We start from the raw sequence: 12,268 nt of genomic DNA, 5'->3' as shown, positions 1-12,268 counted from the left end.
CTCTGTAGGTCGATCTGAGAGGGGCGACAAATGCCGATTTGTACCATTGATGGCGTGGAGTTGTATTACGAGGCCGGTCCGCCCGGAAAGCCTGCTTTATTGCTGCTGAATGGCCTGACCATGACAACTGCTGCTTGGGGCTTGCAGACGCCCGTATTTTCCGAGCACTTTCGCACGCTCTGTATGGACTTTCGTGGTCAGGGCAAATCAGCCAGGCCAGAGGCAAGCCAGTACGCACTTTCGCGCCAGGCCGATGATTGCGCGGGATTGCTGGATGCGCTGCAAATCGAAAGTGCTGACGTCATTGGCCTATCCTATGGTGGAATGGTGGCGCAGCATCTGGCTGTAAGGCACCCCGCACGGGTTAGGCGACTGGTTCTGGCTGATACGCTGGCGTGGTCGGATAGTGTGAACCGTCAGATTGCCGATAGCTGGCAACTGGCTATCGAGGCGGGAGGGCGCCGACTGCAATTCGAACTGAGCCTGCCTTTGGTATTTGGCCACCGCTATCTCGCGGCTAATCCTGCTGTGATTCAACTACTGCGTGAGCAGGCGGCAATGGCAGACTGGGAGCCCGTGCGCCGACTCACTCTAGGCGTGCTGGATCATGATCTCCGGCAGCAATTAGCGAGTCTTGCCTGTCCGACTTTGATTGCCGTGGGTGCAGAAGATCGTTTCACGCCTTACCATCACGCCCAGTTGTTGTCGAGTTTGATCCCAGGGGCGCGACTGGAAGTGATTCCTGATTGCGGCCATGCCTCGCCACTGGAGAATCCAAAGGCTTTCAACCAGATTGTGCTAACTTTCCTCCGTTAATTTGATCGAGCCGAGCGTAGCAATGACTCCTCCAGATATTTCCGGCACTTTGCCGCGCATTTTGGTGACCGACGATTCCCGCATTGTTCGGGCAACGGTTAAAAAACACCTGTCTACAAGTTTTGACATTATCGAGGAGGCTGATGGAGAAGCAGCGTGGGAGCGCCTGCTCGCCGATACCACGGTCCAGGTCTTGATCAGCGATCTGTCCATGCCACGGCTGGATGGCTACGGATTATTGGCGCGCGTACGCAATTCTTCTGATCATCGGATCAAGAATCTACCTGTCATCATCATTTCAGGTGAAGAGGAGGGCGAAGCCAAACAGCTGGCAGTAGATCGCGGTGCTAACGACTTCATTACCAAGTCAACCGACAGGGCTGAGATGATTGCCCGGGTTTCGGCGGCTGCCCAGCTATCCAAAACGGCGCGGGAGCTGCATGCCACACAGGAAGTGCAGACCAAGACCGCTACGACAGATGCCGTTACCGGACTGGGAACTCAGCATTTGCTGGAGTTGGAAGGCGGCAAAGCTCTCGCGTTTGCACACCGTCATCATAGTGAGGTCACGTTACTGCTGATTGAGATTGATGCTTTTGCTGAGGTTGCCAAGCAGATTGGAGACGCGGTGAGTCAGCAGATGTTGCAATTGCTGTCCAAACTGATGGCATCCAAACTGCGAAAGGAAGAGACCCTGGCGCACCTCGAAGAGGCTCGTTTTGGTTTGGTTTTGCCTGGGGCGCGCGTACAGGATAGCCTGGTGCTGGCTGATCGCCTGAAGCAGACCATCGCTGCCGCTCGGATCAACTACAAAGGCCAGCAACTGAAGGTAACCGCCAGTGTCGGCGTTGCAAATTCCGTCATCGATGGGGTGAAAGACATTGTTGGACTGTTTGATGCTTCGATGGCCAGACTGTCCAAGTCTGTAGAGGCGGGGGGGAATCTCGTCAGTGCGCCGGAAGTGCCTGCCGTAAGCTTGCCCCCTTTGCCGTTGGCTGCAGCAATTGAGCAATTACGCTCTGGCGGGGCTCATAAAGTGAAACCCCATTTAGCTACACTGTTGTCTGAAATCAGACCCTTACTTGAATATGCCAATAAAGAATTGGATCTTGGCTGGAATCTAAGCAAATTACCTCGTCCTTGATAATTCAATTGCCGTATCCGGGGGATAAACAAAATTCGCCCGGTTACGGTGCACTGCACCATGTCTCATTCGCCCCACAACTTGCTATATCAAGGCTAAATGAACTTGTATGAGCAATTGATTGAACAACAAAGATTGCAATATGATCTGGCTATTCCACGACTGTTGAAATGACACATTTATCTGGCACGATAAATGCTAATGAGAGTCGTTGATTCGCAGAACCGTCACAGGGAAGGCGACGGGGAAGGTGACAAGACAGCGTTAATTTTAATTGCTGACCTGGGATGAAGTTGATTGCCGTTTTCCCTAGGAAGTTGGGCGTGCTAGGGAACGGTCTTTAGCAAGACTAACCATGTTTGGGGAGATTCCTTGATGAGGATGAAGCAATTAGCGTTTGCCATCGCATCTATCGGCGCAGCCGGTGCAATGATGTCGGTCGCGCACGCCGAGGGAGAGAAAGTAGAAAAGATTGAAGTTACCGGTACCGCGTTCAAGCGCATCGCCAAAGAATCGGCACTACCTGTAACCACAATCAAACGTGAAGACATTGCACGCACCGGAGCAACAACCGCTGCTGAGCTGGTTGGACTGCTTGCTGCCAACAACGGTGGTGGTTACACCGAGGCAAATGGTGTGGGTGATGCTGCCAGCCCTGGTCTGTCCGCCGCTTCTTTACGCGGCCTTGGTCGTAAGGCCACACTGGTTCTACTGAACGGCCGTCGTATTGCTAATCATGCATTTGGTGGCGATTCAGCTGACTTGAACTCCATTCCTCTTTCGGCCATTGATCGGATTGATGTGTTGCGCGATGGCGCTTCTGCCATCTACGGAGCGGATGCCGTGGCCGGCGTTATCAACTTCATTACCCGCAGAGATTATGCAGGCGGCGAAGTTTACGGCTCTGCCGAGCAAACGCAGCATGGTGGGGCAGACAAGGCCCGCGGTAACGTACTGCTAGGCTTTGGCGATTTGGCGACTCAGCGCTTTAATGTTTTCGGTACTTTGGATTTCTCGAATCAGAAGCGTTTGGCGGCAGATCAACGTGACTACATGACAGGTATCCACCCGGAACTCGGTGTTTATAGCGTTTCCGGTCGTACCTTCCCGGCGCGTTGGGCACCAGTTACCAAGAATGCGGATGGTAGCGTTACCAGGAACGGGTCTTATAGCTCTAAAGGCATAGACTGTAATGTCAATCCTGGCACCTTCCCTGGTACCAAATACCCAGATGCTTTCGGTACTGATACCAACTGTTATCAGGATGTTCAACGCTCCGTTGAATATGTTCCGGAGTCCAAGAAGATCAACGGCGTTTTACGTGGTGCGTATCAGTTCACCGAAAATCACCAAGCTTATGCCGAGCTGGTAGCGTCTTCCAACGAATTTACCTACACCATTACACCTACTCCGATCGTCGATGCATTCTCTGGCGCAGGTGGCGCACCTGGTCCGCTCGTGGTGGTGAATGGCAAGTATCTGAAACCTTTGGTTGACAAGGGTCTGCTCAAGCCGGGTGAGAGCATCGCTGTATCTGGCCGTTTACAGGCACTGGGTGGTCGTAAGGAAGAGATCAAGACTGATAACAACCGCTTCATGATTGGTGCGAAGGGGTCATTCGGGAAGGTTGATTACGATGCCGCTTATGTTTACTCCAAGAGCAAGTCGGTAGATACCTATGCGGGTGGTTATATGAACCGCCTGAAAGTTCTGGATGCGTTGGCGAAGGGTTATTGGAACCCCTTCGGCCCCACAGATGCTGCGGACATGGCTGAACTGGCAAAAGCTCAGATCCTCGAAGATGTGCGGATTTCTGATGCCAAGACATCATCGTTCGATTTCAAAGTGTCTGCAGAATTGATGGATCTACCCGCAGGTCCGCTGGGCTTGGCCTCCGGCATTGATTTGCGCAAAGAAGAGCTGAACGATAAGCCTTTGGCGATTCTGAACTCTGGTGATGTATTTGGTGGTGCGGGTGAACAAAAGCCGATTGTGGGTGACCGCGATGTTCGTGCCTTCTTCCTTGAGGCGAATGTACCTATCCTGAAGGATCTGGAAGCCCAGCTTGCCGTGCGTCATGACCACTACAGTGACTTCGGCAATGCAACCAGTCCTAAAGTATCGGTTCGCTGGAACCCCACAAAGGAACTGTTGTTCCGTGGATCCTGGGGTAAGGGTTTCCGCGCGCCTTCATTGCCGGAGCTCCTGAATCCTGACTCGTTGAGTAATGCAGGGACTGCATTCAACGATCCTCTGCGCTGCGGCAAAGCCGGCTCTGATCCAGATTATGATTGCGGTGAAGATCTGAACCTGCAGTTCAATACTCTGAATGGCGGTAACCGCAACCTGCAACCTGAGAAGTCCAAGCAGTGGACTGCCGGTATTGTATGGGAGCCAAACAGCGCATTCTCGGCCGAAATTTCGTACTGGAACATCCGCATGGAAAACCAGATCGACATCTTGTCCGATGCTGATATCGCTGCAGATCTGATCGATGGTTGCAAGAAGGGGTATTGCAGCTATATCGTCCGGAATGAGCAGACCGCTGCAGACAAGGCTGCTGGCTTGCCAGGCAAGATTAAGTACATCAACCAGAAGTATCAGAACTTGGCTGAAACCGCGACGGCTGGTTGGGACTTTGACTTGCAATACCGCATGCCTCGTACACCGTTGGGTCGCTTTACAACGCGCCTGTCCAGCACGCTGACTGACAAGTACGATCAGACACTGCAAGGTCAGACTACAGAGAACAAACTGGGCAAATACGAAACCAATGGCGGAACGGTTATTCGCTGGAAGCACTACCTGTCCATGAATCTTGAAAATGGTCCTTGGTCTGGTACGGTTGGCGTTCAGTACACTGGTGGTTTCCGTGATCAGAACAACGAGTTGGACAAGGAAGGTAATGAAATCCTGACCAACCCGAAAGATCCGAAGAGCACCATCGTTCGTAACGTAGGATCTATGACCACTGTCGATTTGTCGGGCGAGTACAAAGGGTTCAAGAACACCGAAATTTCTTTCGGTATCAAGAATCTGTTTGACGTAGATCCACCGTCTTCCAATAACTCGGAAATCTGGTCACCAGGTTGGGTGAAGGATGTGCACGATCCACGCGGTCGTCGCTATGCCTTGTCTGTGAAGTATAAGTTCTGGTAAGTCGGTGTACTGACCAGAATGTTAAAAGCCACATCCCAAAGGGTGTGGCTTTTTTCTTTATGGATTAACGAACGATGATGATTTGGTTATTACATCGTCCATTGCCGAGCCAGAGTTCAACCATCATATCGATTAGTAATCGGGTAGCGCCAATCTTTTCCAAAGCCTCTCGGTGTAATGCGCACGCCAATAGCTGCTTGTCTGCGCTTATATTCATTGATTTTTAATAAGCGCGTTACCCGTAATACATCAGCGGTATTAAATCCGGCCGCAATGATTTCTTGCTGTGACTGATTTAATTCCACGTAACGTTCCATAATGGCATCGAGGATGTCGTATGGGGGCAGAGAATCCTGATCTAGCTGATCCGGGCGTAATTCAGCAGTGGGTGGTCGAATGATTATCCGTTCTGGAATGATGTTGGAAATGGTGTTGCGATAATTGGATAGTTTATATACCAACGTTTTCGCTACATCCTTCAATACGGCAAATCCACCTGCCATATCACCATATAAAGTAGCGTAGCCCGTGGTCATTTCCGACTTGTTGCCGGTTGTTAAAACCAATCGTCCTGTTTTGTTGGAAAGCGCCATGAGTAAGGTGCCTCGGATGCGGGCCTGCAGATTTTCTTCCGTCGTATCGGGCGATAAGCCAACAAATTGGGGGGCCAATGCAGAGAGAAATTCATCAAATATCGGTTTGATGGCAATTTCATCGTACTGAACACCAAGGCGGCCAACCATATCGCGTGAATCCGCCAAGCTAATGTCTGCCGTATATTGGGAGGGCATCATGACAGCACGGACTTTGTCTGCACCCAGTGCATCAACGGCTATCGCAAGTGTCAATGCTGAATCTATTCCCCCTGAAAGGCCGATAATTGCGCCAGGAAAACGATTCTTTCCAATATAGTCTTTTACGCCAAGCACCAATGCCTCGTATACACTTGCGACCTCGGATAACGGCTCGCATTGATGGATGGAGGGAACCAGATCGTTGTTGCTGTATTCAATAAAGGCTAATTCTTCGCGGAAAGCCGGTAATTGTGCAACGGCCTTACCCTGTTTATTCATGGCAAATGAAGCGCCATCAAAGACCAATTCATCCTGCCCGCCGACCATATTGCAGTAGATAATGGGTAAGCCAGTTTCTTCAATTCGCTGCTGGATGATGTTTTGGCGTACACCCTGCTTATTCATGTGAAAGGGTGAAGCATTTGGCACGAGTATTAATTCTGCACCCATCTCTGCAGCTTCACTGGCGGGATCTACCCACCAGATGTCTTCACAAATCAGCAACCCAATTTGAGTGGTCGAACCATCTCGATTCTTGTGTTCAAATACACAGGGGCTAATACCGGGGGAAAAATAACGACATTCGTCGAATACCTCGTTATTGGGTAATACCATCTTTTGATAGCGAGCCAGAACGCGCCCGTCCCGAATTACGGTAGCGGCATTGTATCGTTCCTCTCCACTCCATTCAGGATGGCCGACAATCAAGGTTATTCCGTCTACGGTGTCTATCAGCCGCCCGATTTGTTCTTTGACGCCTTGATAAAAACTTGGGCGAAGTAACAAATCTTCTGGGGGATAGCCGCAAATTGCCAGCTCAGGTGTCAGTAATATATCCGCCCCTGCTTGGGTTGCTTCGGTTGCCAGGGCGATAACTTTATCGGTATTGCCTTGAAGGTCACCGACAATCGAATTGAATTGGGCTATGGCGATTTTCATGGCTTCTTATAGTCTGGAGGTGGGGGGCTTGGAAACGAGCTGGGCTAGTGCCCGGCATAGATCAGAAATAAAGCTGGCCTTTTTCCGAGTTCAGGCTTTTCCTGCTTTTTCCAGCTGGCAATGGTTCTGGAAATGATCTGCTCGGTTGGTGTGGTCAAATCGCAGGCTACGGCGAGCAGTGTGTCGGGTCGGCAAGTGTTCAGCAGCGCATCCAGCAGGGCCATGTTGCGATAAGGGGTTTCAATGAACAGTTGAGTTTCCTGATGACGTCGGGAGTCGCCTTCCAGTTCTTTCAGACGACTGCTACGCGTTTGGGCATCGGTAGGTAAATAACCGTGAAAGCGAAAACGCTGGCCTGATGCGCCAGATGCCATGAGCGCCAGCAGAATAGATGACGGGCCAACGAGTGGAATGACGCGGATATTCTGTTCATGCGCGAGTCGCACTAACTGGGCACCGGGGTCTGCGACACCAGGGCATCCAGCCTCAGAGATCAAGCCGACATCCTTCCCTGCGAGAAGCGGGGCTAGCAGAGGGCGCAATTCTGCTTCTTGAGTATGTTCGTTAAGTGTCGCCATCTCGATCTCTGCGATGACGCGGTCAGGGTCATAGGCTTTGAGGATTCGCCGTGCAGTTTTTGCGTTCTCGACGACCCAGTGATTCAAGCGATTGGCAATCAAGCGCACGTCTTCCGGCAACATGGATGGTAACGCGCAATCTCCCAATGGGGCGGGTACCAGATAGAGAGTGCCAAGTGTGGTCATAAAATCGGAAAGCCTTCGTTTTGCAGCATGGTGACGAGTGTGATGAGTGGTAAACCAATCAGAGCCGTTGGATCTTCACCTTCCATACGTGCGATCAGTGCTACGCCCAGCCCCTCGGTCTTTGCACTACCGGCACATTGATATGGCTGCTCCTTCTGCAAATACGCTTCGATTTGAGCGTCGCTGTAATCTCGCATGTTCACGAGATAGGGCACCTCGGCACGCTGAATGGTATCGCGAGCGCTGTTATATAAGCAGAGGGCTGTGTGAAAAACCAAGGTGCGTCCGCGCATGGCCTGCAGCTGCTTGACCGCATTGACGTGATTACCGGGCTTGCCGAGCTGGATGCCGTCTAGTAACGCTACCTGATCCGACCCAATGATGAGCGCTCGAGGATAGTGTTTTGCAACCGAGCGAGCCTTCACCTCAGCAAGACGCGAAGCGGTTTCTGCTGCAGATTCTTCCGCTAGTGGCGTTTCGTCGCAGTTCGGTGCCGATACCTCAAATGGAATCTGTAACCGGGACAGCAGTTCGCGGCGAAACGGCGAGGTAGAGCCTAAAATGAGCGGCAATGAGGATGTGCTGGTTACCATGGGGATAAGTCTTTGACACGGAAAAGGCTTCAATTATATCATCCACCGTTTACCGTCTTCCTTATTGCTATGTCCTCAAGTCAAAAATCGAGTTTCGGCTTCGAAACCGTCTTCGACAACGGGGAATTTGCCCGGCAAGGTCGCAAGATTACCGGCAAGCTTTCCGTGGTAGATATGCCTCGGGTTGCTGATAGTGTTGAGAAGGTAGAGCCTTTCGAATTTTCCTTGTCTGGCGCGATGGATCGTTTACAGCGACCTGTTCTGGATCTGTCGCTCTCTGGGAAAGTTTGGCTCCAGTGTCAGCGTTGTCTGGAGCCGGTAGATTGGCCAATCAAGGTTGAGACGCGCTTCACTCTGTTTTCTGACGAGTCGAAGCTCGACGAAGCGGAACAGGAAGATGAAGAGCTTGATGGATTGCTGTTTGACCGCGAGTTCACGGTTTTGGCGTTGATTGAGGATGAAATACTGTTATCTCTTCCCTATTCGCCAAGTCATGCTGCCTGTCGGTCTGATGCGGATGTCAAGTTGAAGGCCGACAAGCCGAATCCATTCGCCGTGTTAGCACAGCTCAAGCTAAAATCTTCCGGTGAATAAGGTTGATGCCTGAAATGCTTGGCATTTCAGGCATGCTGGTTTTGAATTCGATGTATTTAATAGACTTGCAGGAGTAATAAACATGGCTGTTCAACAGAATAAGAAGTCCCCTTCCAAGCGTGGCATGCACCGTGCGCATGACTTTTTGACCGCTCCCGCCCTGGCTGTTGAGCCAGTTACTGGTGAGGCCCACCTGCGTCACCACATCAGCCCGAATGGCTTTTATCGTGGCCGTCGTGTGATTAAGGCGAAGGGCGAGTAATGTTCGCCTGTCACGGCAGTCGGCATCTTTTGCAGGTGTGTCTGCCGTGGATATCACAGTAGCAGTAGATGCGATGGGCGGTGATCATGGTACTCATGTCACCGTCCCCGCAGTCTTGAAGTTTCTCAAAGCTCATCCAGAGGCCAATGTAGTTCTAGTTGGTTTGAAAGATGCCCTTGAAGCCGAGTTGCGTGCACGACATGCCGTAACTGGTCCTCGCCTAAGAATTCATCATGCAACAGAAGTTGTGATGATGGATGAATCCCCCCAGTCTGCGCTAAAGAACAAAAAAGATTCTTCTATGCGGGTTGCCATTAATTTGGTGAAAACCGGGGAAGCGCACGCCTGCGTATCAGCTGGCAACACGGGTGCATTGATGGCCACTGCGCGTTTTGTGCTTAAAACGCTTCCTGGCATTGAGCGTCCTGCTATTGCCAAACTTCTACCATCAATGCGTGGTAGTACCTGTGTATTGGATTTGGGGGCGAATGTTGATTGCACTCCTCAGCAGCTTCTCCAGTTCGGCATTATGGGGGCGACGCTGGTATCAGCTTTGAATCATCAGCCCAATCCAAGTGTTGGTTTGCTGAATATTGGATCCGAAGAGATCAAGGGCAATGATGTTGTAAAGCAAACGGCAGACCTGCTTCGAAATAGCCAGCTTAATTTCCACGGTAATGTCGAGGGTAACGATATCTATCGTGGTGTTGTAGATGTCGTTGTTTGCGATGGATTCATGGGCAACATTGCACTGAAGGCATCTGAAGGTATTGCAAAGATGCTGGGACAGTTCCTGAAAGAAGAATTTACGAAGAGCTGGTGGCGTAAGCTCTTGGCATTAGTTGCTTACCCAGTGTTATCCAGCCTCAAGCACCGGGTGGATCCTAGGCGATATAACGGGGCGAGCTTGTTAGGCTTGAGGGGAATTGTAGTAAAGAGCCACGGCGGTGCGGATGAACTGGCGTTTTATTATGCGCTTGAGCAGGCCGCTGAAGAGGCGAAGTCCGGCGTGTTGCATAAAATCAGTGACATGATGGCTAATGCGGTTGTACCTACACCGCAGGAAAAATCAGTAGAACCACAGTAGTCGTGAATTTGCCCAATCAGCTTTAGACTGTAAAGGCAACGAGGCGCCCCGCTAGATGAGGGCGCCCGATATATAAGGTGCAATGCACCATCCACCCAACCCAAGGAGCAATGCCGTGATGTATTCGCGCATCATCGGCACTGGTAGTTATTTGCCCGCAAGAGTGGTAACCAATGCCGAACTTGAGAGCAAAGTCCGAACCAACGATCAATGGATTGTTGCGAGGACCGGTATTCGCGAGCGAAGGATTGCTGGTGATCATGAGACAACCAGCGACTTAGCTGTAGCGGCTGCCAAGGCTGCCATTGCCAAGTCGGGGATCGCGCCGGAAGAGATTGACCTGCTGATCGTTGCGACAAGTACCCCCGACGTCATTTTTCCCTCTACAGCTTGTATTGTGCAGGACAAGCTTGGTTTGCACGGTTTTCCGGCGTTTGATTTGCAAGCGGTTTGTGCTGGATTTGTATATGCCTTGGCAACCGCAGATCAATTTTTGCGGGCCGGAGGAGCGAAGTGTGCACTGGTAATCGGTGCGGAGGTGTTTTCCAGAATTCTTGACTGGCAGGATCGAAGTACCTGCGTCCTGTTTGGGGATGGCGCTGGCGCTGTAATATTGAAGCGTTCACCTGAGCCAGGAATCATCCAGACTCGGTTAAAGGCGGACGGTCGCTACCGAAATATTCTTACTACACCCGGCTATATCTCGAATGGCCAAATTGTCGGGCATCCGTTTTTAAAGATGGAAGGCTCCGCAGTATTCAAATTTGCGGTCAAAGCACTTGCCGATCTCGCGACCGAGACACTGGAGCTTGCTGGTTTGACTCAAAGTCATTTGCAGTGGCTGGTTCCACATCAAGCCAATATCCGTATTATCGAATCTACCGCAAAGCACCTCGGGCTGGATATGGAACGCGTGGTTGTCACAGTAGACAAGCATGGCAATACATCGGCTGCTTCCATTCCGTTGGCCCTTGATAGCGCTGCCGAACAAGGAAAGTTTTCCTCCGGTGATCTCATCTTGCTGGAAGGAATTGGTGGCGGGTTCACCTGGGGTGCTGTATTGCTTCGGTGGTAATTAAAGGCGCGTTCAAGTTCCTGGCGAGAATAATCAGCAGAACTGCCTGTTTTTATCATGCAGTGTGAGCTGATTTCTATGATCGCTCGTGAAAATGGAGATGTAATGAAATTTGCTTTTGTATTTCCTGGTCAGGGGTCTCAGTCGATTGGCATGATGAAGGGCTTTGAGCAAAGCACTATTGTCCGTCAGACCTTTACTGAAGCTTCAGATGTCCTGAACATTGATCTGTGGAAGATGACGGAAGAAGGTCCAGATGCCGCATTGGGGGCAACGGTTAACACTCAGCCCATCATGTTGACCGCTGGTGTGGCAGTTTACCGGGCCTGGCTGGAAGCTGGGGGAGCCAAGCCAACGGTCATGGCAGGACATAGTCTGGGAGAGTATTCTGCTTTGGTTGCTGCGGGAGCCATTACATTTACGGACGCTGTCGAGCTAGTCCGTTTGCGTGCCGTGGCAATGCAGGAAGCTGTACCGGAGGGGCTGGGTGCCATGGCTGCCGTGCTTGGGATGGATGATGCGCTGCTGATCGAAACCTGCCGGGACGCTGCCAAGGGTGAAGTGTTGCAGGCTGTGAATTTCAATTCCCCTGGTCAGGTTGTTATTGCAGGTGACAAAGCCGCAGTGGAGCGCGGTATTGAGCTTTGTAAAGAACGCGGGGCTAAACGAGCCATTCTCCTACCTGTTTCCGTGCCATCGCACTGCGAGTTGATGCGCCCTGCTGCGGCGCGACTTGCCGAGAAATTAGCCAACGTGACTGTATTGAGTCCTGTCATACCAGTTCTGCACAATGCAGATGTGATCAGCGTGACCGATCCTGAAGCGATCAAAGATGCCTTGGTTCGCCAGCTGTATTCCCCTGTTCGTTGGGTCGAGACGATGCAAGCGGTTGCTGCAATGGGGATTACACAGATGGCGGAGTGCGGCCCCGGCAAAGTGCTGGCGTCGCTAGCCAAGCGAATTGACCCCGCGCTTGCTGGGTCGGCTTTGACGGAGCTCGGAAGTTTTGAGGTGTTTGGACAGAAAATTTCGGCATGAGAT

The 12,268-nt window shown here is 51.5% G+C and carries 11 protein-coding genes; 8 read left to right on the top strand and 3 right to left on the bottom strand.

The genetic code is table 11. The features are described 5' to 3' along the window. The first annotated feature begins 30 nt into the window (after positions 1–30). The 3 genes from PZA18_RS07190 (at position 31) to PZA18_RS07180 (ending at position 5,119) form a co-directional block, all read left to right on the top strand. Positions 31–816: an alpha/beta fold hydrolase gene (locus tag PZA18_RS07190; protein WP_284100135.1), complete on the top strand. Its 786-nt coding sequence runs from the start codon at positions 31–33 to the stop codon at positions 814–816. A 22-nt stretch (positions 817–838) separates the two neighbouring features. Then, positions 839–1,960, top strand: a complete 1,122-nt coding sequence (locus tag PZA18_RS07185) for a GGDEF domain-containing response regulator (protein WP_284100134.1) — start codon at positions 839–841, stop codon at positions 1,958–1,960. Between the two features lie 375 nt (positions 1,961–2,335). Next, a complete protein-coding gene (locus PZA18_RS07180) occupies positions 2,336–5,119 on the top strand; it encodes a TonB-dependent receptor (RefSeq protein WP_284100133.1) in 2,784 nt (927 codons plus the stop codon). Between the two features lie 116 nt (positions 5,120–5,235). Here the strand turns inward: PZA18_RS07180 and PZA18_RS07175 are convergent, their stop codons facing one another. From PZA18_RS07175 to PZA18_RS07165, 3 genes are read right to left on the bottom strand one after another with little or no spacing between them, the layout of a single operon-like run. After that, the gene (locus tag PZA18_RS07175; protein WP_284100132.1) at positions 5,236–6,852 is read right to left on the bottom strand and encodes an NAD+ synthase; all 1,617 of its coding nucleotides are present in this window, start codon (positions 6,850–6,852) and stop codon (positions 5,236–5,238) included. Positions 6,853–6,896: 44 nt separating this feature from the next. Further along, positions 6,897–7,616: an SAM-dependent methyltransferase gene (locus tag PZA18_RS07170; RefSeq protein WP_284100131.1), complete on the bottom strand. Its 720-nt coding sequence runs from the start codon at positions 7,614–7,616 to the stop codon at positions 6,897–6,899. Continuing rightward, entirely contained in the window at positions 7,613–8,209 is a 597-nt protein-coding gene (locus PZA18_RS07165) for a Maf family nucleotide pyrophosphatase (RefSeq protein ID WP_284100130.1), read from the bottom strand. The genes PZA18_RS07170 and PZA18_RS07165 overlap by 4 nt, the downstream gene beginning before the upstream one ends. 12 nt (positions 8,210–8,221) lie before the next feature. On the opposite strand from PZA18_RS07165, the gene PZA18_RS07160 reads away from it, so the two are divergent. The 5 genes from PZA18_RS07160 (at position 8,222) to fabD (ending at position 12,265) form a co-directional block, all read left to right on the top strand. After that, positions 8,222–8,803 carry a YceD family protein gene (locus PZA18_RS07160; protein ID WP_284100129.1) on the top strand — a complete coding sequence of 194 codons (582 nt, stop codon included), beginning with the start codon at positions 8,222–8,224 and terminating at the stop codon, positions 8,801–8,803. Between the two features lie 82 nt (positions 8,804–8,885). After that, positions 8,886–9,065 (top strand): 50S ribosomal protein L32, encoded by a 180-nt coding sequence (rpmF, locus tag PZA18_RS07155; RefSeq protein WP_284100128.1) that lies wholly within the window; start codon positions 8,886–8,888, stop codon positions 9,063–9,065. A gap of 46 nt (positions 9,066–9,111) precedes the next feature. Continuing rightward, a complete protein-coding gene (gene plsX, locus PZA18_RS07150) occupies positions 9,112–10,152 on the top strand; it encodes a phosphate acyltransferase PlsX (protein WP_284100127.1) in 1,041 nt (346 codons plus the stop codon). 115 nt (positions 10,153–10,267) lie between these two features. Continuing rightward, a complete protein-coding gene (locus PZA18_RS07145) occupies positions 10,268–11,227 on the top strand; it encodes a beta-ketoacyl-ACP synthase III (protein ID WP_308447342.1) in 960 nt (319 codons plus the stop codon). 105 nt (positions 11,228–11,332) lie between these two features. After that, a complete protein-coding gene (gene fabD / locus PZA18_RS07140; protein WP_284100235.1) occupies positions 11,333–12,265 on the top strand; it encodes an ACP S-malonyltransferase in 933 nt (310 codons plus the stop codon). Positions 12,266–12,268 lie beyond the last annotated feature (3 nt).

Source organism: Parachitinimonas caeni, assembly GCF_030129945.1.
Lineage (GTDB): Bacteria > Pseudomonadota > Gammaproteobacteria > Burkholderiales > Chitinimonadaceae > Parachitinimonas > Parachitinimonas caeni.
Note: the sequence above shows the minus strand (reverse complement) of the source record. Positions and strands in the feature narration are given on the sequence as shown.

Coding starts and splice junctions, on each gene's coding strand:
- PZA18_RS07190 (WP_284100135.1), top strand. CDS start 31: ATGCCGATTTGTACCATTGATGGCGTGGAGTTGTATTACGAGGCCGGT.
- PZA18_RS07170 (WP_284100131.1), bottom strand. CDS start 7,616: ATGACCACACTTGGCACTCTCTATCTGGTACCCGCCCCATTGGGAGAT.
- fabD (WP_284100235.1), top strand. CDS start 11,333: ATGAAATTTGCTTTTGTATTTCCTGGTCAGGGGTCTCAGTCGATTGGC.
- PZA18_RS07180 (WP_284100133.1), top strand. CDS start 2,336: ATGAGGATGAAGCAATTAGCGTTTGCCATCGCATCTATCGGCGCAGCC.
- PZA18_RS07165 (WP_284100130.1), bottom strand. CDS start 8,209: ATGGTAACCAGCACATCCTCATTGCCGCTCATTTTAGGCTCTACCTCG.
- PZA18_RS07185 (WP_284100134.1), top strand. CDS start 839: ATGACTCCTCCAGATATTTCCGGCACTTTGCCGCGCATTTTGGTGACC.
- PZA18_RS07175 (WP_284100132.1), bottom strand. CDS start 6,852: ATGAAAATCGCCATAGCCCAATTCAATTCGATTGTCGGTGACCTTCAA.
- rpmF (WP_284100128.1), top strand. CDS start 8,886: ATGGCTGTTCAACAGAATAAGAAGTCCCCTTCCAAGCGTGGCATGCAC.